This window comes from Flavobacterium sp. PMTSA4, from assembly GCF_032098525.1.
In the GTDB taxonomy this organism is placed as follows: Bacteria; Bacteroidota; Bacteroidia; order Flavobacteriales; family Flavobacteriaceae; genus Flavobacterium; species Flavobacterium capsici.
Map to the genome: position 1 here is coordinate 507,168 of NZ_CP134890.1, position 24,854 is coordinate 532,021.

Sequence of the window (24,854 nt, forward strand, 5' to 3'; positions counted from 1 at the left end):
ATTGTGGATTTAATTGTTAATTAATTAAATTTAAAAAGATTGGTATTTACATGTAAAAAATTATATTTGTAGAGTTTTAAATTATTTAAGAACTCTATTCATGAAAAAAAGCCTACTAACATTAAGTGTTTTTGTTTTATTGTCTTCATTGACAAGCGCACAAGAAAAAACTTCAAAAAAAGAATTCAAAGAAACTGAACCCAATCAAGAAATAGTTTACGATAATTACAATAGATGGTCTATTGAATTAAGCGCCGGTCAAGCCAAAGGTATAAAACCATATGATGATGGTTATTATTCAAGTAATCCTGAAAAAGTTTTTGGAGGAATTCAATTAAATTCTTTCGGTATAGGTGCTCGTTATATGTTAAGTCCTAAGTTTGGTTTAAAATTAAGTTTCAACCACGATAAATTTACAAATCAATCTGGAAGTGGTAGTTTAGATTTTGAAACAAAACAAATAAGGGTGAATTTTGAAGGTGTAGTTAATGCAATCCGATTATTTAGTCTTGAAGAATCAGCTGGAAGAATTGGACTTCTTTTACATGGTGGAATTCAAACTTCAAACATGAAATCAGAAGTATATAATACTGATGAATGGAATGGAGGATTAATCGTTGGTTTTACACCTCAGTTTAGATTAACTAATAATTTATCTATAAATGCAGACATAAGTTTATTAAGCAATTTTAGACAACACTTTAATTGGAATGGTACTTATTCAGAATCGGCTAATAATTTATCAGGTCAAATGTCTTCTATGACATTAGGCCTATCATATTCTTTTGGTAAAGAAAAAATTCATGGAGATTGGGCAATTATTGAAGATAAACGTTCTAAAGAATTAAAAGAACTTGAAGGAAGAATTGCTGATATTGAAACATTAATGAATGATAGTGATAAAGATGGTGTTCCTGATTATTTAGATGTTGAAAACAATTCATTAGCTGGTGTTGCAGTAGATACCAAAGGAAGAATGGTTGATTTAAACAATAATGGCGTTGCTGATGAATTAGAAAAGTATGTTGATAAAACTATTACTAATAATAACAATACTGTTACAAACAACGTTAGTGACGGAATGGTTCTTAAGTTAGTTAATGATGGCTATATTGCAGCTTATTTTGATAACAATAAGCGTTACCCAAATACTGGTTCAACAGATAATTTAGGCTTTATTCTAAATTACCTAAAAACTAACCCAACTAAATCACTTGAGATTACAGGCTATGCTGATGAGTTAGGAAAAACAGAATACAATCAAAAACTTTCAAGCGATAGAGCTGAAAACGTAAAAACTATTTTAGTTAAAGCAGGAATTGATGCTTCTAGATTAACTATCAAAGCAAATGGTATTGACGATTCTGTAGATAAAACTTCTGAATATGCTAGACGTTTAGTTCGTAAAGTTGTCTTCAAGATTGTGAATTAAGATTATTAACAATCGATTTTTAATAACTTAAATAACCTCTGTAAATCACAGAGGTTATTTTTTTTAACTTTAAAAGAAAAAATCATGGAAAATAGAGACTCGCATATTATTGCTTTAAGAGGTGAAACTATTGGTTCAATTGATGCAAACACTTCTCATGATGAAATATTTCAAAATAGAACACTACGTCCTATCTTGAAAACCCAAAATGATTTATTTATAGCTGTTTTTATTAATTATGCTGTGAAACAAAAGAATGTATTTTTCAGTTTGTCTCCAGAGAAGAAAATGGCATACATAGAAAATGTAATTCAACGTGACATTAAATTTAGAAATTCACTCAAAGGAATTATTATAGGTCTTTTTACTGTTGAAGAATATAATGACTACATTCAAAATTCATCTAACTTGAATAAACGTATGATGAATATGCTAATCGAAAGATTAAAAAATCAAGTTTTACTTCTTGAAAATGACAATTTGCAACACAAAGCTGTTATTTAACAATTGTTTATGTAGTTAAAATTTAGGTTTAATTATATCAAATTTTGATGATAATATAATTAATGCATGATATAATTATATTTTATTAGAATATTTTCAAATTCTAATAAATAATAAAATTTTTATCGCAAATCTGATATAAATACTCATTTTTATTAATTTCTCAAGATTTTTTTCATTATTATTGTTAAAATGAAAACAATTAATGAAAGAAGAATATTTTAAGTGGTATTCACCCAATCTAAGCCGTGAAATTGAAATGTTAGTTTTTGGACATGCTGGTTATCCAGTTATCCTATTCCCTACTTCTATGGGTAGCTTTCATGAAAACAAAGACCAAGGATTAATAGAAAGTGTCCGATGGTATTTAGAACAAGGTCTTATTCAAATATTTTGTCCAAACAGTATCGATAAAGATAGCTTTTACAATAAGAAAGTACATCCTGTTCATCGTATTCAAAATCATGTTTGGTATGATAAAATGATTTGTCATGAAATTGTAGAACGTGTCAAAAACAATACTGGTACTGGTAAAGTAGCTGTTGCAGGTTGTAGTTTTGGTGGTTATCATGCGGCCAACTTTGCATTCAGACATCCTGGTTATGTTAGTCATATGTTTTCTATGAGTGGCGCTTTTTCTATTAAAAGTTTTATGGACGGACATTGGGATGATGATGTTTTTTATAATTCACCCGAAGATTATTTATATGGTTTGAATGATGGCAATGTTTGGCAAATGGATATTATTCTTGGTACATCAAATTGGGATATTTGTTTTGATGCAAACTTAAAGCTAAGCCGAATACTTGCACAGCGTGATATTCCACATTGGTTAGATATTCGTCAAGACAGAGAACACGATTGGCCTGTTTGGCGAGAAATGTTTCCGCATTATTTATCCAGAATTAAGTTTTTCTAAATCAATACAGAACAAAATATATTTTATTATGAAAAAAATTGGAATTTTATTTGGAATGGAAGATACCTATCCACAAGCTTTTATTGACAGAGTAAATTCAAAAGGTGAAAAAGGGATTGTTGCCGAAGCAGTTTCTATTGATAAAGTGGTTCAAAATAAAGGTGGCGAATATGCCGTGATTATTGATAGAATTTCACAAGATGTTCCTTTTTATCGTGCTTTTTTAAAAAATGCAGCTTTAACTGGAACTAATGTCATCAACAATCCGTTTTGGTGGAGTGCTGATGATAAATTTTTCAACAACTGTTTGGCAGATACCTTAGGCGTTCCATTACCCAATACTGTTATTCTTCCTTCAGCAGAACATCCAACTGACACAACATCTAAATCATTCAGAAATTTAAAATACCCAATGGATTGGGAAGGAATTTTTGATTACATTGGTTTCCCAGCTTACATGAAACCGTATGCTGGTGGTGGATGGAAAAATGTTTATCGTTTGGAAAATAAAGAAGAATTTTTTCAAAAGCATCAAGAAACTGGACAATTGGTAATGCTTTTACAAGAAGAAATTGTTTTCCAAGATTATTATAGAGTCTATTGTTTGGGTTGTAAAGATGTTAGAATCATGCCATATGAACCAAGAAATCCACATCATTTAAGATATGTAGTTGAAAACCCAAATACTGATAAAAAGTTGATGGCAACTATTAAGGATTATACGCTAAGACTTTGTAAAGGATTAGGATATGATTTTAATACTGTAGAATTTGCGGTAAGAGATGGCATTCCTTATGCTATTGATTTTGGAAATCCTGCTCCAGATGCCGACATACATTCTGTAGGTGCAGAGAATTTTGAATGGGTTGTTGAAACTTCAGCAAAAATGGCTATTGCTGCTGCCAAAAAACAGAAACCAGGGCAAACTAATTTGACTTGGGGAACATTTATTAAAGAATCTGCAGGACAGAAATAAAAAGATTACTAATAATCTAACCTAGTTGTTATGATGTCAAAAAAATTACCAGTATTCACACTTGGAGTTGAAGAAGAATATCAAATTATAGATCCAGAAACTCGCGATTTGCGTTCGCATTTGTCTAAAATTGTAGATGGCGCTAAAGTTATTTTGAACGAACAAGTTAAAGCAGAAATGCATCAATCGGTGGTTGAAGTTGGTACTGTGATTTGTAAAAACGTTCAAGAAGCCAGAACTGATTTGCGATTACTAAGAAGCAAAATAGTTGAATTAGCTGGAAAACAAGGATTACTTGTTGGCGGTGCTGGAACGCATCCTTTTTCGAGATGGCAAGACCAACCTATAACTGACGACCCAAGATATCATCATATTGTTAATGAATTGCAAGATGCGGCACGTTCTAATTTGATATTTGGAATGCATTGCCATGTTGGTATTGAAAATCGTGAAATTGGTTTGCAATTAATGAATCAAGCGACTTATTTTTTACCCCATATTTTTGCTTTATCTACAAATTCTCCTTTTTGGGAAGGAAGAAACACGGGTTACAAATCGTTTAGAACCAAAGTTTTTGATAAGTTTCCTAGAACTGGATTACCTGAGTATTTTGATAGTGTTCAGGCGTATGATAATTTTTTGGATACTTTGGTAAAAACTAATTGCATTGACAATCCTAAGAAAATATGGTGGGATTTACGCTTGCATCCATTTTATAACACTATTGAGTTTCGTATTTGTGATATGAGTTTGACTATTGATGAAACCATGTGTATTGTTGCTTTAATACAAGCTATTGTTGCTAAATTATATAAATTGACTGTAGCCAATACGAGTTTTAATGTTTACAGACTAGCGTTGATAAAAGAAAATAAATTCCGTGCTGCACGTTATGGTGTTATGGGTGATTTGATTGACTTTGGGCTTAAAAAAGAAGTGCCTACCCGAGATTTAATTATTGAATTGCTTGAATTTGTAGATGATGTTGTTGATGAATTGGGCAGCAGAGAACAACTTAATTATGTTTACAATATTTTAAATGAAGGCACTGGAGCTGCAAAACAATTGGCTGTTTTTGAACAAACCAATGATTTAACTAAAGTTGTGGATTTGATTACAGGTGAATTTACTAAAGGATTATAATCTGTCTATCAGATTTGTTGATAGTGTTATTGAAAACTAGTGAAACCCTACTTTGAATAAATAAACCTTAAAAGTTATCTTTGCGTTATTAAATTATTAAAAATGAATCATCAGATAAGAGTTGCTGTTTTGGATATGTATGATGGCGAACCCAATCAAGGAATGCGTTGCATTATTGACATTATTAATCGTTTTAATCAGATAGTTACATTTCAGATTTTTGATGTTCGCGGTAAGAGTGAGTTTCCGGATATCAAGAAATTTGATATTTATATTTCGACTGGCGGACCAGGAAATCCGTTGGAAGGTGATGGAAACTGGGATTTGAAATATTATGATTTCATTGACCAATTATTAGAATGGAACAAGGAACAAAAGGTAAAGAAACACGTTTTATTTATTTGTCATTCGTTTCAAATGGCTTGCAAACACTTTGGTTTGGCTGAAATTACGAAAAGAAAAGACACTTCTTTTGGTGTTATGAAGGTTCATAAAACAGAATTGGGCATGAATGACCCATTGTATGATGGATTGCCTGATCCTTTTTATGCGATTGACTCAAGAGATTATCAAGTGGTGCAACCTAAGCTTAGTATGTTTGCTAAAAAAGGTGCGAAAATCATTTCTTTAGAAAAAATTCGCGACCATGTACAATATGAACGTGCTATCATGGGTGTACGATTTAATGATTATTTTGTTGGAACCCAATTTCATCCTGAGGCTGATGCTCTAAGTTTTGTAGCTAATCTTAAAAATAAAGAGCGTCGCGAAAAGATTATTGCGATGAAAGGAAAGTCGAAGTTTAGAGATATGCTTGAAGATTTGCTTGACGAAGATAAAATCTATAAGACCAATGAAACGATAATACCTAACTTTCTTCGCATTGCGATTAATGATTTATTAAAGCATAAAAAATCTCTTTCTAATTAGTAATTAGTGACTAGTAATTAGTGATTAGTGAAATTTAAAATGAATCAAATTAAATCATATAAAGACTTACTAATTTGGCAGAAAGGAATTAAAATTGTAATTCTGGTTTATAAATTAGTAAACACTTTTCCTAAAGAAGAATTATATGCTTTGAGTAGTCAGTTGAAAAGAGCTTCGGTTTCTGTTTCTTCAAACATAGCTGAAGGTTATGGAAGAAATGCTGATAAATCTTTTAGTCATTTTTTAGATATTTCGAGAGGTTCTTTGTTTGAAATTGAAACTCAACTTATAATAGCAAAAGAATTAGGATTTATTACAGATGAAACTTTATTTAATGAAATAATAAATGAAATTGAAGAAGAATCGAAAATGATAAATGCTTTTTCAAAATCATTAAAGAATTAATACAATTTTTAATTACTATTTACTAATCACTAGTTACTTAAAAAAATGAATTCAGAGTATAGAGCGAAATTCAATGAGGAATTCTCTGTTGAGAAGTATGATGCGATGCAACGTTCTATTGCTTCGGATTTTGACTATAAGCCTACCTTTCGTATAGGTGAAACTCCTTTTTTTATACCAAATGATTTGAAGGAACAGCTGATTGAAGCCAGTCAGCAGGTGATTGATTTTATTCAAAAGGATGAATTTCTTGCTTTGACAGACAGAGCTTTGGAACTGAACAGAAAGGTTCCGAATGAAGATAAACATACTACTTTTTTAGCGATTGATTTTGGGATTTGTGAAGAAGATGGAAACGTTGTTCCGAAGTTGATTGAGGTTCAAGGATTCCCGTCGTTGTTTAATTTTCAGATGCATGTGGCTGAAAAGTTTATGGAGGCTTATCCTTTTTTGGGTGACCTTACTCCTTTTTTGAATGGTTTGACTACTGAGGACTATTTGGCTTTACTTGAGAAAGTGATTTGCAATGGTTTGCCAAAGGAACAGGTTATTTTACTAGAAATTGAGCCGGAAAAACAAAATACCAAGATTGATTTTTATTATGCCCGAAAGGATTTAGGAATACCTATTGTTTGTGTGACGGAGCTTTTTGAAAAAGGAAATCAGTTGTTTTATAAAGATTCGAATGGTAAGGCAGTATTGGTGAAGCGCATTTATAATAGGGTAATCTTTGATGAATTGGATTTGAGAACAGACCTTGATTTGAAGTTTGACTTTTCAAAATCATACGATGTTGAATGGGCTGGACATCCGAATTGGTTTTTTAGAATCAGTAAGTTTATTTTGCCGTATTTGAAAGGCGATTATTTTATAGAGACTACGCTCCTATCGGAATTGGAATCGATTCCTGAGGATTTGGAGAATTATGTTTTGAAACCGTTGTTTTCTTTTTCGGGAAGTGGAGTTGTTTTTCATGTTAAGCGAGAAGATATTGAGGCTGTGAAAGAGAAAGATTTGTATATTTTGCAGAAAAAAGTACATTATAAACCGATTATTAAGAGTCCGGATGGGATGGTTAAAGCAGAGGTTCGCATACTGGCGGTTTGGGAACAAGATGCTGCAGCTCCTACTCTAGTTACTAATTTGGTACGACTGAGTCGAGGAGAAATGATTGGGGTTAAATTTAATAAGGACAAGGATTGGGTTGGTGGTACTGTTGGATTGTTTGAAAAGTAAGCTGTTGTTTTAGCTTTTTAGAAAAACTATTTATGTAAGCGTTCGAATGATTTATTCGAGCGCTTATTTTTTTGGGTTAAGTTCTCGATACATTCGCCTGCGGCGAACACTCGAACAGACGATGCTGGGATTGTTCTCGATTAGCTTCGCTCTGTTCGGCTAAAGCCTTCGAGTCATTCGCCTGCGGCGAACACTTGAACAGACGATGCTTTGAATGTTTTGGTCGTGTAGATGCTTACTGTAACTGTGCAGTTGATTGTTTTAGTTGTGCAGAAGACTTTTTTATCTATGCAGTTGATTGCTTTAGTTGTGCAGTTGATTGTTTTACCTGTGCACTTGACAATATTAGTCGTGCAGTTGATTGTTTTACCTGTGCACTTGATAATATTAGTCGTGCAGACGACAAATTTAGCTTTAATTCTTACAAAAGTGAGTGTTTTTTGAGGTTTTGGGGATTAGTTCTCGATACATTCGCCTGCGGCGAACACTCGAACAGACGATGTTGGGATTGTTCTCGATTAGCTTCGCTCTGTTCGGCTAAAGCCTTCGAGTCATTCGCCTGCGGCGAACACTCTAATTGACGATTAAGTTATTATTGTAAATTGTTTTTTGATATCGAGGAAAGAGGAATTTGTTGTTATGAGTTGGTTGATGATTTCTTTGCGTAGGTTTTCTATACTATCGTATGTTAGGTGTTTTGCCCAAGCGGTTTCTTTTAGAATTTCTTTGATTGTTTTTATTGTTTTTGCGGTGTCGGTGGCGTTGCGGAGTGTGAATGTTTCGTTATAGGTTGATGTGTCCTTGTGATTAAAAGTTACTTCAGTTGTTGTGAAATTAACTTCAATAAAAAAGAGGTTGTCTGTTTCGTTATTGGGATGGAAATTGGTCCACTTGGCGAAGCCTACTTTTGTTTGCTGGTTCTTGTAGTTTTCGAGAGGAATTAATCGCCAACGGCAATTGGCAGCTCTTCCCCAATGGTTGGAGATTCTGTAAACGCCGGTTTCGGTGAAGATGTACTGGCTTCCGGATTTGCTTTTGTGACTGATGCTTTGATTTTCGATGTCGGAAAAATGGATTTCCTGCCAAAGGCAAAAGGTATGTTTGTGGAAGTTTTTGGAATTATAAGTCATCCTATTTAAAAACCTAACAGGTTATTTGAACCCGTTAGGTTTGTATCATTATTAATGTAGTTTTTTGACAGCTTCTTGCTGTGCTACGGTGGCAAAATCGCGGACTAATCGCTCTGCATAATCGTCGAGTAGTTGTCTAACTCTGGCGTGGTCTGGACTTTTAACTATTAATCCGGCGTGGTATTCTAATGGTACGCGGAAACACACTTCGGAGTCGGAGAAACCAGATAAGTCGGGATGTTCGTATTTGGAAAGTGTTAGTACTATACCTGCGTATTCTTTTTTGACGGCTGGCATTTTATAGTCTTTACCTTTGACTAAGGCATCTTCAATTTTAGCCCATTCTCCCCAAAGGTTTACACCCGAAGCTGCTGCGACCATTTCGGCAAGATGTGCTCCGCCAACTCTTGAAGAAGTTTCGAGGAAGTAAATTTTGCCATCGTCATTGCATTTGATGAACTCGGTGTGATTGGCACCGTGTTTCATTCCGAATGCTTTTAAAACCTGTTCGTTTACTTTGCGGATTTCTTTGTCGTCTTTGGAATTGTATGGAATAGTTGCGCTTCTGAAAATTCCTCCGCCTTGTGAGATTTCCATTGGTGTAGCCAAGTATTGGGAAGTAATCGAAAACAATGTCTTTCCATTGAAATTGACTCCGTCACAGTGATATACGGCACCCGGTTTAAACTGTTCGACTAAGTATTTCATACGGTTGGCATCGCCTAATTCGTGAACCTTTTGCCAAAGTTCGTCTTTAGAATGCACTTTCATAATCCCGGAAGCTGAAGCTTCGGAACGCGGTTTTAGTACCCAAGGCGGTGACACTGTATCGGCAAAATGATTGATTTCTTCATCATTGAACAACGCGCTGAAGGCAGGAATAGGAACGCCAGCATCTTTCGCTTTCATTCTCATGGCCAGTTTGTCGCGGAAATATCTACCCGTGGTTTGCCCCATTCCGTCAATGCGAAGGTTTTCGCGAAGAAAAGTTGCTTTTTCTACATCAAAGTCGTCTAAAGCAACGATGGCATCAATTTTTTTATGTTTCATCAAACTGCCTACGCCAACCAATAACTCCTCCAGATTCCAGTCGATGTCTTGACCTGGCATGAAGTATATTTCGTCTATATATTCCATTGCCCAAGCTTTGTCGCGCAATTTTTCGGAAGTGATTAAGAATACTCGGTTTCCCTGTTTCTTAAGGTTTATCAGGAAATCATTTCCTTTAAAATAATTGGAAATGCAGATGAAGTTTTTGGTTGGATTTTCCATATTATAAAGATTGTATCACGTTGGTTAAAAGGTGTACGCCGTATGCTGTGGCGTGCTTGGTTTTTGCAAATTCATCATCGCCAAAAGCAACACCAGCAATATCTAAATGTGCCCACGATGGATGGTTTTCGGTAAAGGCTTCGAGGAATTTGGCGGCAGTAATAGCACCTGCCATTGGTTTTCCTGAATAGTTTTTGACATCAGCGATTTCGCTATCGATATCGCTTTTATAGCAATCCCACAAAGGTAATTCCCATGTTTTTTCTCCAATGTTTTCACCTATTTCCTGGATTCTATGCGCCAGTTTTTTATCGTTTGAAAAAAGTGCAGCACATTCGTAGCCAAAGGTTCCGACAGCGCTTCCGGTAAGCGTCGCCATATCGATAACTGTATCGGGATTGTAATTTTTAATCAGATAGGTTAAACCGTCGGCAAGGATTAATCGGCCTTCGGCATCGGTGTCGATGATTTCGATTGACTTTCCTGAATAGCTTTGAATGACATCTGAAGGCAGGAACGAATTGGCGTCAACGGAATTCTCGCAAGCAGGAACAATGGCAGTAATTTGGTAAGGCAGTTTCAAGTCGGCTATCAATTGCATAGTACCCAATACTGCGGCTGCTCCAGCCATATCGCATTTCATTTGTACCATTCCAGCGGTTTTAATATTCAATCCTCCGGTATCAAAAGTTATCCCCTTGCCTACCAAACCGATGTGTTTTTTAGCATCCTTAGGCGTGTATTCAATAATGATGAACTGTGGCTCTTGAGCGCTACCACGGCCAACAGAAAGAAAAGAATGCAAGCCTACTTCGGTAGCTTTGGCTTTGTTGAAAACATTGACTTCAAAGCCAAAGGTTTTTCCGGTTTCTTTTGCCCAATCGGCTAAGTATTTTGGATTAATCACGTTAGGTGGTAAATCGACCAAGTGAAAGGTTTCGAGTTGTGCGTGAGCAATTTTGATTCCTTTCTCGGCGAATACATCAACACTTGAACTGGCAATGTATTCCAGAGCAAAATCATCAAAAAGGAAAGGATGTGGTTCGCTTTTTTTGAAGTGACCTAGGTTATAGGTTCCAAGAAACAAACCGCCAAAGGTGGCTTCGATGTCGTCTTTAGTATATTCGTTGGGAATTACAACGGCGACTCTGCTTTTCAATAAGTCTTTTTGCTTTGAAGCAACTCTTCTAAACGTATTTTTTATGTCTTTATAGCTTAATTCTTTACCAATCCCGACAAGTATATAGATTGTTTTGTCTATTTGAATGATATGTTGTGTGTCTTTCTTGCCTGAAAAAATGGTTGAAGAAAACGTTAGCCCTTCGATAGCGAGTGGATAAATTCTGTTTTCAGGATCTTCTGAGAATGGAATGATAACTGTTCCTGTATAATCGTTCAGGTTTTCTATTTGCTTGAAGTTCATCATGGTGTTTGTTTATTTTTATCTTATAAAAACGTAAATCCTGTTGTTTTATTTTATAAAAAGTATTTATTCGTTTTTATCACTAAAGTATAACCATTCGATTGCTTTTGGGAATTCGTCGCTCCAGTAGCGTTCGTTGTGTTTTCCTTCCATATTAATACTTAAACGGACTTTCATTTTATCAGCAAAGCCGTCTTTGTTGAGTAATCGTTTTTTGAATTTCTTTACATGGTCTATCATCGTAGCACTTTCGTCGCCGCCAGCATAAAGATACAATCTTGTTTCCTGTGGTTCGTCCATATCGAGGAACGACAACTTTATTTTTGGTACTACCCAAAGCGATGGAGAAAATATCATCAGCTTTCCAAAGACTTCGGGGTACATGATTCCTGAAAAGATGCTGACTAAACCGCCCATTGAGCTTCCTCCTATTCCTGTGTTGACTCTATCGGGTTTGGTACGAAAGTTTTTGTCTACAAAAGGTTTTAATGTTTCGGTTACGAAACGGATGTATTTTTTACCTTGTCCGCTTCCTAAAACAGTATTACCAACATTGTATTCTTTGATGCGTTCTTTCTCGGCGTGTTCAACGGCTATGATGATGATTTTGCCGATTTTGTATTCGGCCATTACGGCTAGCTTCTTGTCTATTTCCCAGTTGCCATATTTTGCGTTTTCGTTGAAAAGATTCTGCGCATCCTGAAGATACAACACCGGATAACTCTCGGTTGAAGTTTCGTAATCGTGAGGTAACAACGCCCAAACTCTGCGGGTTTTGTTGAGTTGAGGAATTTCGAACTCTTCTGAAATAAGATGCACTTTGGGTAAGAACTTAGATTTGAACGGTAGCCAATTGTGACGCCATTTATCTACATGTTCTCTTTTTACTCCGTTGTGTTGCTTGGTTGAACGGTTTTCGGTTCGGTTTCCGAACTTGTCTATTTCTACTTCACTCCAATCGCCACGAGTGAATTTATAAAGTAACTCCTCGGGGTAATCAAAATTATGAGCAAACTTAAAATGATACAAACCCTGCCCAACGCGTTCCATTTCGAAGCTTTTGTCTTGTGTGACCCAATTGTTGAAATTTCCAGAGATGTAAACTGGCCTTTCGTCGTCTTCGTCGGTAGTGAGAATTATATTGAGTTGTGGTTCAATTATTTTTTTATCAAGCAAATCTTCCGTTGCATTTAGTGCTGCTTTAGCCATTCTTTACGCTTCCTTTTATTTTTGTACTTATAGCGTAAATATACTGTAATAGTATAATATGACAATGGATTGAAAAAAAATTAGCATATACTTATATATATGCTAATTCGTTTATAAAGTTTTGAAAATTATACTTAAATAATAGCCTAAAATTAGGTTTTTATAAATTAATCTTCGTGGTCTTCTTGCTCTTGTTGCTGCTCGCCAGTCGCATTATCGGTTGAATTCGATGCACTATCGGTTCTGATTTCAGTGTGACGGATTTCTCCACCAGTAGTTCCTACTTCTTTAGCAAAATACATTCCTATTAAGGCAAAGCCAAGTATTGCGTAAGCAATGATGTTGGCTTTAGAATGTTTTTTGAAGTTCAGATACAGCCCAATTAACGATAACAGACCTGCAGCATAAAGAAACAAGACAAACGTTTCGGCATGTTCTTCGTGGTTGTGAATTATATTGTGACTAACGGTTGGTAAGTCTTCTACCATTTCTTCAGCGCCTTCGCCAGTGTACATGGATAAGAAACCAAACACGGCTACTATTATGAATAATACGTATGCAGTGTTTTTCAGTGTGTTTGTCTTTGAAAAAAGACCAAAGAATAAAATTCCTGTTGCAAACATTAACCCAATGATTGGGAAATGATTGACTACTAAGTGCAGATGTGCGTCGTTCATATTATTATGTTATTTATATTTTATATAAAATTATTGATTATGCTATTTATATTTAATGATAAATATCATAAACTATTTTTTTAAGGTCAGATGCACAGTAGTTCCATTATTTTCCTCGCTTTGAATCTGTAAATCTATTTCCAGCAAATCACACAAACGTTTTACTATTGATAATCCTAAACCGGTTCCTTTGATTTCAGGATGGTCGGTAGCCTTAGAACGATAGAACTGGTCAAAGATTCTGGATATTTCTTCTTTTGCAATCCCTATTCCGTTATCGGCTATAGAACAAACTACTACGTTCGTGTTTTCTGCTAACGAAATGGTAATGTTTGAACTTGGATTGGAATATTTAATGGCATTAGTGATGATGTTATTGATAATCAATGAAAACAAATAACTATCAGTAGTTGCGTTTACTTCTGATGGATAGTTGCTGATGATTTTAAGCTTTCGGTCTTTGATGTGTGTTGAATTGCGCGCTAAAGTATCTGATAAAACGCTTACTAAGTTTACTTGTTCGAGCTTCAAGTTTTGTTTCTGATTCTCAAAACGAGCTAACAAAAGCAACTCATCTACCAAATGATTCAAGCGGTTTACTTCGCTTACACAATAACTTATTTTTTCTTTGTATTCCTCTTCTGTTCTTGGTTTACGAATCAGTACTTCAAGTGTTCCTTTAATAACAGCTAATGGTGTTCTGAGTTCGTGAGAAGCATCAGAAGTGAATTGTTTTTCTCTAATTACGGCATTCTCTATCCTGTCTAACAAACTGTTTATGGTTTGCGAAAGTGTAAAGAGTTCGTCTTTGTTTTGAGGTAACGGAATTCTTGACTCTAAGTTGTCTTTCGTGATATAACTTGCCGTATTGATTATCGAATTAATCGGCTTGATACTTTTACCTGCAATGAAACGTGCGATGAGGAACAGTATAATTAAAATAACTGGGAAAGCAATCAGCATAATCATGAACAAGTTGTTCAATACCATCACCGAATCTTCCAACGACATGGCCACAATTAGATAGCCAATCACTTTGGTGCCTTGGTATAACGGTATTTGTATCTGACGTACCGATATGTTCTCGAGCTTGGCGTCAAAGAGTTCGTGTTCTTTCGCATTCGGGTAATAGCGAAGTTGTTTTAACTTTAAGTTAGGCGATTTCTCTACCAATGCTCCCAATTCGTCCACAAATTGTATAAATGCCGGACTGGCATCTAATCTATTAAACTCTTTTAGTTTCCATTGTTCCTCGCGGATTAAAAGCACACAGTTTTCTATAACTTCTATCTCTTTTAAGTGTTTGGCAACTTCGGTTTTGATTTCGTTGTTTACTCGAACGTAGATACTAAATTTTACTATGGTATAAATAGCAAAAAACACCACAAAGATTAGTAATGCTGTGGTGATGATATAATTGAATGCTATTCTGTTTTTAAATGAAAATGGTTTCATTCGCTGTCGTTTGCTATATATCCTACGCCGCGAACGGTTTTGATATAATCTTCTTCTACTTTTAGGTTCAACTTCTTGCGGATGGCGTTCATAAACACATCAATTACTCCAGTATCATAATCAAAATGGATGTCCCAAACGTCTTGAATGATATCGGTTCGGGTGCATACTTTGCCTTTGTTCTTTATCAAGTAGGCCAAGAGTTCAAACTCGCGTTGTGTGAGTGCTACTTCTCTATCATCAACGGTTACTATGTGTTTTTGTAAATCAACCGTAACGTTGCCCAAATGCAATTCTTGTGGTAGTTCTTTATCGCGCAGTTGCACTTTGATACGTTCTAACAACTCGTCAAAGTTGAACGGTTTTTTAATATAATCGTTGGCGCCGGCTTTTAGTCCGTCTATGGTTTCCTGCACCGTGTCTTTGGCGGTTAGGAATATAATGGGTGTTTTTTTGTTGGTTTCTCTATAGGCGGTGCACAGCTCAAAGCCGGTCATTTTTGGTAACATCCAGTCGAGTAACAAGAGGTCAAACTTGTTGTTTTGTGCCAGTTCAAGGCCTTTTTCTCCGTTGTTGGCGGTGGTTACGATGAAGCCTTCTTCTTCTAATCCTTGTTGGAGGAACTGCATGATGCCAGTTTCGTCTTCTACAATCAATAGTTTGTGAGCCATAGGGTGTTTTGCGTAATTATAGTGTAAAATTAAGGAAATTGCGGTTTAGTTTTAAGATGTTGAAGATTATTAAGTGAATTTTAATAGACCATCATTCAAAACGTACAGGCAAGTATTCCAAACGTACATCAAAGTATTTCAAACGTACAAGCAAGTATTCAAAACGTACATCAAAGTATTCCAAACGTACAAGCAAGTATTCAAAACGTACATCAAAGTATTTCAAACGTACAAGCAAGTATTCAAAACGTACATCAAAGTATTTCAAACGTACAAGCAAGTATTCGAAACGTACATCAAAGTATTCCAAACGTACAAGCAAGTATTCGAAACGTACATCAAAGTATTCCAAACGTACATCAAAGTATTTTAAAATGACAGGCAAGTATTTGCAAATGACATCAAAGTATTCACAAATGACAGGCAAGTATTCGCAAATGACATCAAAGTATTCACAAATGACAAGCAATCTTTAGCAAATTACGTCAAAGATTTTGCCATGAATACATTCTTTTTTTGCTTCAAATGAGGAAAACCGTAAAACACTTTGAAAGTTTTTTTAGTATTTTGGTGAAATTAGGGGGAAATCCCCCTTTTATATATGATATTGGTTGTATATTTTTGGTAAAATATTGAATCAAAGTCTGTAGTTTTGAGAACAGCTTAAACAAACAATTTTAATATAAAATAAATGGAATTAGAATATAGTTTAAATGAAGAAGATTATTTAACACAACAATTATACTCGGCTTCAAAATCAGATAGAGTAAAAAAACAAAGATTTAAAAGTAGATTATTAGTTGCATTAATCTTTATAAGTTTAAGCTATTTGTTTTATGCTAAAGAGGATAATTTCTTAATGTATTATTTTGCGGGTTTTAGTATTCTAACGTTTATATTTTATCCTTATTACCAAAAAAAAGCTCTATTACAAACATTATCAAAAGTATATAATCGAAACTTATAAAAGCAAGTTTAATGTTTCATGCCATTCTGTTTTTAATGAAAATAGTATTGTTTGTACAGATATTATCGGAGAAAGTAAAATCAATTTGTCAATCATTGAAGAAATTATAGAAATCAAAGATTATATTTATCTTAAAATTAAAACAGGAGGCTATTTTATACTTCCAAAGTCAAAAATTGAAAATGTCACTGAAGTTCAAATAAATTTAGCTTCACTAGCTGAAAAATTGAAGATTAATTATACTAAAGAACTTGAGTGGAAATGGAAATGAAAATTATTATTTAAAATGTTAGACATGAAAATATATCTTTCGTTATTTTTTATTTTCTTATTAGGATGTTCACATAAAAAAGAAGAGTCTACAATAAAACAGTTTATTGTTTTTTCAATAGAAAATGAAGTCTTTGTCTCTGCAAAGAGTAATTTTAATGATACTTTATTCTATGAACATAAATATTCGGACACAACAAAGTATTCTTATATTAAACTTACAAAAGAAGAAAATGAAGAATTGAAAAAGCTTATAGAAAATATTCTTTTAGAGAAAGATTCTCCCAAGTTCGCATTATCATCAGGTCAAGAGTTATTTATTATCAATAATAAGAAACCTCTTTTTTATGTGAATAATTACATCAATGAATCAGAAAATTACAAAAAGATAAATTTATTTTTCCTGCAAACTAGCTCAAAAATGGTTAGTGCCAATGAAATAAAAAACTTTTGGAATATAGCTGATATAGTTCCACCACCGCATCCTCCAAAAAAAGGAATAAAACTGCATAAGAAATCCTAACCATGAAGAAACTTGGAATTCTACTTTTAACTATTATTTTTTCAACAGTTCTCGCTGCTTTGTACGGTGCAATTCATGATCAGGTTACCTACTCTATTTCATCTGAATATTTTACCATATACAAATTTGACCAATTTGGCTTTTCAGATTGGGGAAATAATAATCCAAGATTAACAACAGCTTTGATAGGTGTTTTAGCTACTTGGTGGGTTGGATTCTACATAGGTATATTTCAAGGCTTGATAGGACTCTTTCACTCTAATTACAAGTTGATGTTCAAGTATGTTTTGAATGCTATTTTTATAACTTTAGGAGTTACAGTGTTGTTTGGTGTTTTTGGGTATGTAGCGGAAATAATGGATGCAGAAGCATATAAAGACTGTTGTTTTCCTTACCAAATTAAAGATGGAAAGAGCTTTATGACTGTTGGTTCTATTCACAATTATGGTTACACAGGAGGAGAAATTGGAGCAGTTATTGGGGTAGCATATCAAATTATAATGAAAAAAAGAGAAACTGTAGATAAATAGTAATTTTCATTTAGTAAAATGGATTTAACAAATTTTGTTATCAAATAACTCATTATGAAACGCAACACAGTTGTCTTGCTAATTCTTATCTTGTTTTCTTCATGCCAAAAGGAGGACAACGATTACTTTATAAAAGTTTCACAAAACGATCAAAAATTAAGTGTTCCTTCCTGGAACGATTGGCGTTCGCAACATAATGAAAAAGGACAAACTTTTGAAGCATATCTTAAATGTAAAAAAGCGACTCCAAATGCATTCAAAAAAACAATATATTTAACACAGATTGGAGAGTTTGATGAACTTCAAACAAAACAAATTAATTTATTAAAAGAATACCTTTCTATTTTTTTTCAATTAGACACAAAATCATATAGTTCAATAGCAACTACCAGCATTCCTGACCATGCTAAGAGAATTGGACAAGAAGGTCAGGAACAATTACTAACACGATACATATTAGATACGGTTTTAATGGATAAAAAATCTTTTGACGCAGTAGCATTAATGGCAATTTCTGAAAAAGACCTTTATCCAAGTCCCGATTGGAATTATGTTTTTGGTCAGGCTTCTTATGAAAAACACGTTGCCGTTAGTTCGATATATCGATTTCAAGACGAAGCACTTTCTGAAAGTAACTTTAAACTGAGTTTGACAAGACTTCTAAAAGTTAGCTCACATGAAATCGGTCATATGTTTGGACTCAATCATTGTATTGATGCAGATTGTGTGATGAACGGTTCTAACAACATGCCTGAAACCGATAGAAATTCATCAAGACTTTGCTCTAAATGTCAAAAAAAGTTACACTATAATCTGAAATATGACAATCTAAAAAGATTAAAAGAATTAATTTATTTTTTCAAAAGAAATGAACTTCCTGATGAACTGCTATTATTAGAAAAAGATTTGAGTATATTACAATAATTTGTTCTTTAAATAACCTCTAACTTGCCGCTTACTTGCTGTTTACTTGCAGTATACTTGCAGCCAAAGTGCAGTAAGCTATTATAAAACTCAAAAATCATCCTCTATAAACATCCAAAGCATCAATTTGTTGTTTGTACTCAGATGGTAGCAGTATGTTGCGTAACAGCCAATCCATTTTCATCAATTTACTGATTTTATAAAACGGAACGGCTGGCGTGAGCAACGAGAAGTCGCTAAACTGGAGCATGGTTTTTACAGCTACTGGAACTACTAGTTTTTGAGCTTCCAGCAACACTTTAAACCGAACGGCGCCAAGGTGTTTTTTGTATTGCAGAAAAAGATCGGTAGTATAATCACTTTTTTTCAAGTCGCTTTTAAGGTGTTGGTTTCTAACGGGTAGCCAATCGATATAATTATCGGGCAGTTCTTTCAATCCCATGCCGGTTCCAACGCGGTAAAACACATTGTACACTTCTTCTTTTTCGGCATCGGTAAGTTTGTTTTCCAAAAGTTCATAGGAAGCAATAGAATAATGAATGAGCATGAACAAAACATCACGATATGCCCAATCGGGAATCACATCGCCTCTGCTCTGCTCTACCGCCGAATGGATTTTTCGCATGGTGTCAACGGCTTTGTTGGCTTCGTCTAGTGGTGAGAAAACAATCTTTCGGGCATAGGCAACCGTAGAAAACAACCGACCAATTGGGTCAGCCGGAAGCTTGCCTGTAAAATAGAGCCAATCAACGGCTTTGTTAAGCGCAAACTCTGCCGAAGCACCCGCAAAGATGAACAGCACCGTATCGCTTTTGCCCCATATTTTTCGAACAATCGAGTCTTTTTTGACGAAGTATTCCATAGCATGCTATTAATGGCACCAATTTACAAATTAATCGTTCGGGATATTGTAATGAATTGTTAAGAATTGCTAGGTTTTTAGTATCTTAGATATACTATTTAAATTATGGTCGTTATGAATGCTAATACTAATAAAAACAACAGAAGATTGTGGCTAATTATTGCTATACCTACCGTTATTTTACTGCTGCCGCTGCTAGCCATGTTGTTTACTGATGAAGTAAACTGGACGGTTTTTGATTTCATTGTTGCTGGATTGCTCCTTTTTGGGGTAAGTTTTTTGAGTGAACTCGTGTTGCGACACATCAAGAATCGCAAACACAGAATTATTGCTATTGCTATACTACTGCTCATACTGTTGCTTATTTGGCTGGAGCTTGCTGTGGGTATTTTTGGAAGTCCGTTTGCGGGTGTTTGATATCTTGTAAGATAACTTTAATTGAAAACACTGGTAACGATAAATATATTTAGTATTTTTGACCCCAATCAGAACCAACCGAAACTTGAAAATATCCTTCTATGTTTGTTAAACTAAAACAGGTTAGAGCTTATTTTTCTAACGCTACTATTCTTGAAAACTATTCAAAACTCAAGCCTTCAGCATTTATAATACCCATTGTTTTTTTAGCGGCTCTTGTTTTATTTCTCTACAGTCAAAATGCCTTATCGGTTGAACAATATCCACTGATTCAAAAGAACTACTTCTTATCCATAAACGCTGCCTTATCGCAGTATCCTAATCTAATTTTAAACATTACCCAAATTGGTGATACTTTAGTGCTTTTATCCTTGTTTTCGATAGCTTTGTACTATACTCCAAAAATTTGGGAATCGTTTATATCTGCTACTATTGTTGCCGCTATCTTTTCGAGAGGTTTAAAGAGTTTCTTTTCAATTCCAAGACCTCTTCAAGTTTACGACGTTGATAGTTTTGTAATCATCGGTAGAAGAATGCCTGGTTTCAGCAGTTTTCCTTCCGGACATACCATTACTACTTTTTCCATCTTAATTGTGTTACTTTTTTCGTTTATGCCCAAAAAGTATTTGTCTAAAGCTTTGTGGTGTATCGGTATCCTTGCGTTAGGCTATATGATTGCTTTTACCCGAGTTGGTGTTGGTGCCCATCATCCATTGGATGTAATATCAGGTAGTGCTATCGGTTATCTATCGGCACTTATCGGAATCTTTATCACCAGAAAATACAACATTTGGGCGTGGGTTGGTAATCAAAAGTATTATCCTTTTTTCATGGTATTGTTTGTGGTTAGCGCTGGTGTAATGTTATTTAAAATCTATACCGAAAACCTTATTGTTTATTATCTGACGCTTGTTGTTTTATTTTTTTCATTATATAAAATGTACCATGTTTACTTTAAAAAATAACCTGAAATTAATTCATTTTGCTTTAATCCTAAGTGCGCTGAACTTTGCGTTCTTTCATTATCCATTTTTCAAATTTGTTTTTGAAAACGTTGATTATAAAGGTTTCAACGGGATTACTGTAATCATAAGTTTAATCATTTTAATGATTGTATTGAATGCTTTTGTGTTCTACCTGTTCTTATACCTTTCTCGTTATGTTGGAAAGTTTTTATTGGTGGTTTTCTTTCTAGTCAATTCGGTAGCGGTTTATTTTATCAATACTTATAGCGTAATGCTTGATGAAAGCATGATTGGCAATGTGCTCAATACCAAATACGAAGAAGCCAGTAGTTTCTTTTCCTTAAAACTTATCGCTTACCTCCTTTTCCTTGGGATTCTTCCAAGTATTTATATCATCAGAACCAAGTATACCTCTGTTCCGGTAAAGAAGTTTTTAAAAACCATTTCGCTTACGCTTGCCTTTGTGTTGCTTTTAGCTTTTGCCAATGCCAGCAATTGGTTGTGGATTGATAAAAACTCTAAAACTCTTGGAGGTTTAGCCATGCCTTGGTCATACACAGTAAACATTTCGCTTTTTTACATTCACGAGGCAAAGAAGAATGAAAAAGAAATATTATTGCCTAATGCTACTATCAAAGACAATCAAAAATCGGTAGTGGTATTGGTTATAGGAGAATCAGCCAGAAGCCAAAACTTCTCTTTGTATGGTTATTCAAAAGATACCAACCCATTGCTTTCTAAAATACCAAATCTGTATCATTTTAAAGCCAATTCATCGGCAACTTATACTACTGCTGGTGTAAAAGCCATCCTAGAACATAAAGACACAGGCGATTTATATGAAATATTACCAAATTATTTATACCGAAACGATGTTGAAGTAATCTGGAGAACTTCCAATTGGGGTGAACCGCCAGTGCACATTAAAAACTTTGAGAACAAACAATTCCTTCAAAAGAATTGCAAAGGCGAAATCTGTGATTACGATGAATTACTGTTGAATGGTTTGAAAGAGGAGATTTTAGCAAGCACCAAAAACAAAATACTGATTGTATTACACACCAGCACCAGCCACGGACCAACGTACAATACTAAATATCCACCACAGTTTGAGAAATTTTCACCAGTTTGTAAAAGTGTGGAATTGGCTAAGTGTTCACAAACTGAATTGATGAATGCTTATGATAATACTATTGTTTACACCGATTATCTTTTATCAAAAGTAATTAATGATTTAAAACAATTGACAGATTATAAAAGCACCATGCTTTTTGTTTCTGACCACGGAGAATCATTGGGCGAAAAGAATCTTTACATGCACGGTTTGCCGATGAGTATTGCGCCAAAAGAACAATATGAAATTCCGTTTATTGTTTGGGTTTCGGATAATTCAAAGCAAGTAAAACCATTAACAGAAGTAACGCAAAACCATGTATTTCATAGTGTGTTGAACTTTTTAAACATAGGAAGTCCAATCTACGAGGAAGAAATGAATATTTATAAGTAGAAAAGTTGTTGTGGTTTTTTTTTAAAGCAAACCGTGGTATTTTCTAATAAACCATTCAGAGGTAAGCGTTATCGCTACTAACACCAATAACCAAATCCAGTCGATTAATGGCGATTTCTTAACGATGCTTTTTTGAACTGCTTTATAACTTTCGTCTGCCAGTAGTTGTTGTACTAACGTTTCTGTTTGACTAGCCAAATAGGCTTTCCCGTTGGTTTGAACGGCCAATTGGTTGAGTTTATTCCAGTCTGGATTTACAAATTGCTTTTCGATATCAAAGTCCAATACTTCAAAACTACCGCTATAGCTTGAGTTGGAATTCAATTCTTTTACTGAGAATGTATATTTTCCTGCTGCCAATCCATCAAGATTTACTTTAAATGAGTTTGAAAAACGCACCAAGTCGTATTTCTTTTGTTGTTTGGTTTCAGTATTGGTAACGGTTATGGTTAAACGTGCTTTTTCGTCTAGTTCGTAGTTTTTATTGAAATATTGTGCTGTAATTTCAATAGCATCACCTGAATTGTAGAAACGCTCATGAGTAACAACTAATGATTTCTTAGAATTATTAGAGGCTAAAAACTGAATGATTTTATCAGCAAAGATGTCAAACTTCTCAAACGATTTGTTTTGAACATACACATCAGCACGCCATTTCCAGATGTTTTCACCAAACAAATAAGCACTACGTGTTCCTTGATTGTCTGAGAATGATAACAACGGTTGGTTGGTTTCTATGTTTCTTATTCTAGAAGAAAGCAATACATTTTGATTGCTTTTTGGCGTTATGGTTCCAAATTGATTTTCTAACGGAGGAAATTGTTCAAAACCGAAATCATCTAAGGCAAATAGATTAAATTGAGTGTTAAAGGTAGCTAAATAATTCTCCGATTGACCACTCATTTTAAAATTATAATCGTCCTGATTTTGATTTAAGAAATTGAAATCCGTATTGTTTCCGGTAATAACCCAAGTGTTGATTCGTGCGTTTTTGTTTTGATCAAAAATAGATTTAAACGCTGCGTTAGGTTGATACAACACCAAAACATTATAATCTACTAACGATTTGATTTCATTTGGCTTAAGTATCGATACCTTACGTTGCGAATTAGTTTCAATACTTCTTTTAATAGCACCTAAATCAGGATGCGGTAAAGTACTAATCAAAGCTACTTCGGTGCGTTGATCTATTACTTCTATCGCAAAGTTCTTGGTATTGTTGTAGGTATTCTTTTCTTGTTCTTTGGATGAAATGGTAGCTTTAAAAACCTGCACACCTACTTTATCAGCGGGTAACAAAACCGAAAACGAAGCCGATTTTTTTGAAGGAGAAAAAGCAACCGTTTGCTCATTTAAAACAGCATTTCCTTGGGTAATTTTAAAGTTGGCATTGATACCTTTGGTTCCGCTGTAATTCAGAAATACTTCCACAGGAAACTTGTTCTTGTGAAACGCATACTTGTTTACATTCAGCTGCGTTACTTTCAAATCCAAATAAGTGGTTGTATCACCAACGGCAATTGGATATACTTTCTTTTCAGTATCAAAGCTAAAAACATAATCTTCACCACTAGTTTGATTACCGTCAGTGATAAGAATTGACGGGTATTGTTGGTTCTTGTAAACACTTTTCAGGTTTTTAGCAACCAAATCCAATCGGGATTGTTTTCCTGTAAACGTGATAGAATCCGCTGGCAATACATCGGTATCAAATTGATAGGTTTGAACCTCAAACTTATCTTGAAGCGCACTGTTTTTCGAAATAGCATTAAAAACTTCTAAGGCTTGTTTGTCGGCTTTTAAGTCTTTTATCGAAGCAGAATTGTCAAGTACAATGGGTAAAGGTGTTTTGACTACTTCAATGGTTTTCCTAGAAATGATTGGGTTTATAAACAAAAGCAATATCCCAAAAATGGATAGAAAACGTAAAAAAGCCAAAAGCAAAGTTGTATTCGACTTGCTTTTAGCTTTAAAAAAATATTGGTAAAATGATAACGCAAACGCTATTCCAATGGAAAGTAATATCAATAAAATAGTGTTTGTGGTCATTCTTTATGTTTAGAAGGTTAAAAGTTTAAATGTTTAAAAGGGCTTTGTATTATTTAGTATTCTTTTTTTGAGATTTATACAAACCATCGATTAACATTGTAACTTCACTAAGTTTTTCTCTAATTAAAATATATTCATTTTCATTAATATACTCAAAATCATGACACAATATGACTTGGTTTAATAATTCCAAAGAAGAACTATAGGCTATTTCAGTAAAACGAGCTTTATCTTTTAATGAATTTCTACCAGAACCTTCAGCTAAATTTGAAGAGATAGAAATGGAACAACGTCTCATCTGACTTGTTAATCCGAATAACTCATCTTTAGGGAATGTTTTGGAAATTTTAAAAATCAGTAAGGCTAATTCTCTAGCTTTTTGCCAAGCAATCAACTTTTCAAAGCTAAAAACTCTCATAGTTTCATCGTTTTGCCTTTTAACCTTTTAAACTCCTAAA

General features: G+C 34.3%; 26 protein-coding genes. 16 read left to right on the top strand and 10 right to left on the bottom strand.

Features of this window, described 5'->3' with window-relative positions; all coding sequences use genetic code 11:
* The first annotated feature begins 100 nt into the window (after positions 1-100).
* The 8 genes from RN605_RS02330 (at position 101) to RN605_RS02365 (ending at position 7,545) form a co-directional block, all read left to right on the top strand.
* Positions 101-1,432: an OmpA family protein gene (locus RN605_RS02330; protein WP_313321848.1), complete on the top strand. Its 1,332-nt coding sequence runs from the start codon at positions 101-103 to the stop codon at positions 1,430-1,432.
* 84 nt (positions 1,433-1,516) lie between these two features.
* Positions 1,517-1,936: a glyoxalase gene (locus tag RN605_RS02335; protein ID WP_313321850.1), complete on the top strand. Its 420-nt coding sequence runs from the start codon at positions 1,517-1,519 to the stop codon at positions 1,934-1,936.
* 205 nt (positions 1,937-2,141) lie between these two features.
* Positions 2,142-2,855, top strand: a complete 714-nt coding sequence (locus tag RN605_RS02340) for an esterase family protein (protein WP_313321851.1) — start codon at positions 2,142-2,144, stop codon at positions 2,853-2,855.
* Positions 2,856-2,883: 28 nt separating this feature from the next.
* On the top strand, positions 2,884-3,831 hold the full coding sequence (locus tag RN605_RS02345) for an ATP-grasp domain-containing protein (protein WP_313321853.1): 948 nt from the start codon (positions 2,884-2,886) through the stop codon (positions 3,829-3,831).
* A 30-nt stretch (positions 3,832-3,861) separates the two neighbouring features.
* Positions 3,862-4,974, top strand: a complete 1,113-nt coding sequence (locus RN605_RS02350; RefSeq protein ID WP_313321855.1) for a carboxylate-amine ligase — start codon at positions 3,862-3,864, stop codon at positions 4,972-4,974.
* Positions 4,975-5,076: 102 nt separating this feature from the next.
* Positions 5,077-5,904, top strand: a complete 828-nt coding sequence (locus tag RN605_RS02355) for a type 1 glutamine amidotransferase (RefSeq protein ID WP_313321857.1) — start codon at positions 5,077-5,079, stop codon at positions 5,902-5,904.
* A 39-nt stretch (positions 5,905-5,943) separates the two neighbouring features.
* Positions 5,944-6,309, top strand: a complete 366-nt coding sequence (locus RN605_RS02360) for a four helix bundle protein (RefSeq protein ID WP_313321858.1) — start codon at positions 5,944-5,946, stop codon at positions 6,307-6,309.
* A 45-nt stretch (positions 6,310-6,354) separates the two neighbouring features.
* On the top strand, positions 6,355-7,545 hold the full coding sequence (locus RN605_RS02365; RefSeq protein WP_313321860.1) for a hypothetical protein: 1,191 nt from the start codon (positions 6,355-6,357) through the stop codon (positions 7,543-7,545).
* A 584-nt stretch (positions 7,546-8,129) separates the two neighbouring features.
* Here the strand turns inward: RN605_RS02365 and RN605_RS02370 are convergent.
* The 7 genes from RN605_RS02370 to RN605_RS02400 all read right to left on the bottom strand — a co-directional run bounded on the left by RN605_RS02370 (position 8,130) and on the right by RN605_RS02400 (position 15,382).
* Positions 8,130-8,675, bottom strand: a complete 546-nt coding sequence (locus RN605_RS02370; protein ID WP_313321862.1) for a hypothetical protein — start codon at positions 8,673-8,675, stop codon at positions 8,130-8,132.
* A 51-nt stretch (positions 8,676-8,726) separates the two neighbouring features.
* Complete coding sequence (locus tag RN605_RS02375) at positions 8,727-9,746, bottom strand: ATP-grasp domain-containing protein (protein ID WP_313321863.1); 1,020 nt, start codon at positions 9,744-9,746, stop codon at positions 8,727-8,729.
* 202 nt (positions 9,747-9,948) lie between these two features.
* Positions 9,949-11,373, bottom strand: a complete 1,425-nt coding sequence (locus RN605_RS02380) for a leucyl aminopeptidase family protein (protein ID WP_313321865.1) — start codon at positions 11,371-11,373, stop codon at positions 9,949-9,951.
* A gap of 63 nt (positions 11,374-11,436) precedes the next feature.
* Positions 11,437-12,579 (bottom strand): alpha/beta hydrolase, encoded by a 1,143-nt coding sequence (locus RN605_RS02385; protein ID WP_313321866.1) that lies wholly within the window; start codon positions 12,577-12,579, stop codon positions 11,437-11,439.
* 167 nt (positions 12,580-12,746) lie between these two features.
* Complete coding sequence (locus RN605_RS02390; RefSeq protein WP_313321868.1) at positions 12,747-13,256, bottom strand: hypothetical protein; 510 nt, start codon at positions 13,254-13,256, stop codon at positions 12,747-12,749.
* Positions 13,257-13,328: 72 nt separating this feature from the next.
* Entirely contained in the window at positions 13,329-14,711 is a 1,383-nt protein-coding gene (locus RN605_RS02395) for a sensor histidine kinase (RefSeq protein WP_313321870.1), read from the bottom strand.
* Positions 14,708-15,382 (bottom strand): response regulator transcription factor, encoded by a 675-nt coding sequence (locus RN605_RS02400; RefSeq protein ID WP_313321872.1) that lies wholly within the window; start codon positions 15,380-15,382, stop codon positions 14,708-14,710. The genes RN605_RS02395 and RN605_RS02400 overlap by 4 nt, the downstream gene beginning before the upstream one ends.
* 691 nt (positions 15,383-16,073) lie before the next feature.
* Here RN605_RS02400 and RN605_RS02405 point away from each other — a divergent pair.
* Genes RN605_RS02405 through RN605_RS02425 form a run of 5 tightly spaced genes read left to right on the top strand, consistent with a single transcriptional unit; the run spans position 16,074 to position 18,596 of the window.
* Positions 16,074-16,349 (top strand): hypothetical protein, encoded by a 276-nt coding sequence (locus RN605_RS02405; protein ID WP_313321873.1) that lies wholly within the window; start codon positions 16,074-16,076, stop codon positions 16,347-16,349.
* Positions 16,336-16,620: a YcxB family protein gene (locus RN605_RS02410; protein ID WP_313356399.1), complete on the top strand. Its 285-nt coding sequence runs from the start codon at positions 16,336-16,338 to the stop codon at positions 16,618-16,620. Before RN605_RS02405 ends, RN605_RS02410 begins: the two co-directional genes overlap by 14 nt.
* A 24-nt stretch (positions 16,621-16,644) precedes the next feature.
* Positions 16,645-17,142: a hypothetical protein gene (locus RN605_RS02415; RefSeq protein ID WP_313321876.1), complete on the top strand. Its 498-nt coding sequence runs from the start codon at positions 16,645-16,647 to the stop codon at positions 17,140-17,142.
* Positions 17,143-17,144: 2 nt separating this feature from the next.
* Positions 17,145-17,672 carry a hypothetical protein gene (locus tag RN605_RS02420; protein WP_313321877.1) on the top strand — a complete coding sequence of 176 codons (528 nt, stop codon included), beginning with the start codon at positions 17,145-17,147 and terminating at the stop codon, positions 17,670-17,672.
* A 54-nt stretch (positions 17,673-17,726) separates the two neighbouring features.
* On the top strand, positions 17,727-18,596 hold the full coding sequence (locus RN605_RS02425) for an archaemetzincin (RefSeq protein ID WP_313321879.1): 870 nt from the start codon (positions 17,727-17,729) through the stop codon (positions 18,594-18,596).
* Between the two features lie 97 nt (positions 18,597-18,693).
* Here RN605_RS02425 and RN605_RS02430 read toward each other — a convergent pair whose 3' ends face one another.
* Positions 18,694-19,458: an oxygenase MpaB family protein gene (locus RN605_RS02430; RefSeq protein WP_313321881.1), complete on the bottom strand. Its 765-nt coding sequence runs from the start codon at positions 19,456-19,458 to the stop codon at positions 18,694-18,696.
* 114 nt (positions 19,459-19,572) lie between these two features.
* Here RN605_RS02430 and RN605_RS02435 point away from each other — a divergent pair, with 114 nt between their 5' ends.
* The 3 genes from RN605_RS02435 (at position 19,573) to eptA (ending at position 22,347) form a co-directional block, all read left to right on the top strand.
* Positions 19,573-19,875 carry a hypothetical protein gene (locus RN605_RS02435; RefSeq protein ID WP_313321882.1) on the top strand — a complete coding sequence of 101 codons (303 nt, stop codon included), beginning with the start codon at positions 19,573-19,575 and terminating at the stop codon, positions 19,873-19,875.
* A gap of 101 nt (positions 19,876-19,976) precedes the next feature.
* Positions 19,977-20,840, top strand: coding sequence for a phosphatase PAP2 family protein (locus RN605_RS02440; protein WP_313321884.1), 864 nt, complete (start codon positions 19,977-19,979; stop codon positions 20,838-20,840).
* On the top strand, positions 20,821-22,347 hold the full coding sequence (eptA, locus tag RN605_RS02445; RefSeq protein ID WP_313321886.1) for a phosphoethanolamine--lipid A transferase EptA: 1,527 nt from the start codon (positions 20,821-20,823) through the stop codon (positions 22,345-22,347). Before RN605_RS02440 ends, eptA begins: the two co-directional genes overlap by 20 nt.
* A gap of 21 nt (positions 22,348-22,368) precedes the next feature.
* On the opposite strand, the gene RN605_RS02450 is transcribed toward eptA, so the two are convergent.
* On the bottom strand, positions 22,369-24,396 hold the full coding sequence (locus tag RN605_RS02450; RefSeq protein WP_313321888.1) for a hypothetical protein: 2,028 nt from the start codon (positions 24,394-24,396) through the stop codon (positions 22,369-22,371).
* Between the two features lie 49 nt (positions 24,397-24,445).
* The gene (locus RN605_RS02455) at positions 24,446-24,814 is read right to left on the bottom strand and encodes a four helix bundle protein (protein WP_313321890.1); all 369 of its coding nucleotides are present in this window, start codon (positions 24,812-24,814) and stop codon (positions 24,446-24,448) included.
* Positions 24,815-24,854 lie beyond the last annotated feature (40 nt).

Coding starts and splice junctions, on each gene's coding strand:
- RN605_RS02450 (WP_313321888.1), bottom strand. CDS start 24,396: ATGACCACAAACACTATTTTATTGATATTACTTTCCATTGGAATAGCG.
- RN605_RS02340 (WP_313321851.1), top strand. CDS start 2,142: ATGAAAGAAGAATATTTTAAGTGGTATTCACCCAATCTAAGCCGTGAA.
- RN605_RS02440 (WP_313321884.1), top strand. CDS start 19,977: ATGTTTGTTAAACTAAAACAGGTTAGAGCTTATTTTTCTAACGCTACT.
- RN605_RS02435 (WP_313321882.1), top strand. CDS start 19,573: ATGAATGCTAATACTAATAAAAACAACAGAAGATTGTGGCTAATTATT.
- RN605_RS02390 (WP_313321868.1), bottom strand. CDS start 13,256: ATGAACGACGCACATCTGCACTTAGTAGTCAATCATTTCCCAATCATT.
- RN605_RS02455 (WP_313321890.1), bottom strand. CDS start 24,814: ATGAGAGTTTTTAGCTTTGAAAAGTTGATTGCTTGGCAAAAAGCTAGA.
- RN605_RS02330 (WP_313321848.1), top strand. CDS start 101: ATGAAAAAAAGCCTACTAACATTAAGTGTTTTTGTTTTATTGTCTTCA.
- RN605_RS02405 (WP_313321873.1), top strand. CDS start 16,074: ATGGAATTAGAATATAGTTTAAATGAAGAAGATTATTTAACACAACAA.
- RN605_RS02425 (WP_313321879.1), top strand. CDS start 17,727: ATGAAACGCAACACAGTTGTCTTGCTAATTCTTATCTTGTTTTCTTCA.
- RN605_RS02335 (WP_313321850.1), top strand. CDS start 1,517: ATGGAAAATAGAGACTCGCATATTATTGCTTTAAGAGGTGAAACTATT.
- RN605_RS02385 (WP_313321866.1), bottom strand. CDS start 12,579: ATGGCTAAAGCAGCACTAAATGCAACGGAAGATTTGCTTGATAAAAAA.
- RN605_RS02355 (WP_313321857.1), top strand. CDS start 5,077: ATGAATCATCAGATAAGAGTTGCTGTTTTGGATATGTATGATGGCGAA.
- RN605_RS02400 (WP_313321872.1), bottom strand. CDS start 15,382: ATGGCTCACAAACTATTGATTGTAGAAGACGAAACTGGCATCATGCAG.
- RN605_RS02430 (WP_313321881.1), bottom strand. CDS start 19,458: ATGGAATACTTCGTCAAAAAAGACTCGATTGTTCGAAAAATATGGGGC.
- RN605_RS02420 (WP_313321877.1), top strand. CDS start 17,145: ATGAAGAAACTTGGAATTCTACTTTTAACTATTATTTTTTCAACAGTT.
- RN605_RS02350 (WP_313321855.1), top strand. CDS start 3,862: ATGATGTCAAAAAAATTACCAGTATTCACACTTGGAGTTGAAGAAGAA.
- RN605_RS02345 (WP_313321853.1), top strand. CDS start 2,884: ATGAAAAAAATTGGAATTTTATTTGGAATGGAAGATACCTATCCACAA.
- RN605_RS02415 (WP_313321876.1), top strand. CDS start 16,645: ATGAAAATATATCTTTCGTTATTTTTTATTTTCTTATTAGGATGTTCA.
- RN605_RS02395 (WP_313321870.1), bottom strand. CDS start 14,711: ATGAAACCATTTTCATTTAAAAACAGAATAGCATTCAATTATATCATC.
- eptA (WP_313321886.1), top strand. CDS start 20,821: ATGTTTACTTTAAAAAATAACCTGAAATTAATTCATTTTGCTTTAATC.
- RN605_RS02365 (WP_313321860.1), top strand. CDS start 6,355: ATGAATTCAGAGTATAGAGCGAAATTCAATGAGGAATTCTCTGTTGAG.
- RN605_RS02380 (WP_313321865.1), bottom strand. CDS start 11,373: ATGATGAACTTCAAGCAAATAGAAAACCTGAACGATTATACAGGAACA.
- RN605_RS02360 (WP_313321858.1), top strand. CDS start 5,944: ATGAATCAAATTAAATCATATAAAGACTTACTAATTTGGCAGAAAGGA.
- RN605_RS02370 (WP_313321862.1), bottom strand. CDS start 8,675: ATGACTTATAATTCCAAAAACTTCCACAAACATACCTTTTGCCTTTGG.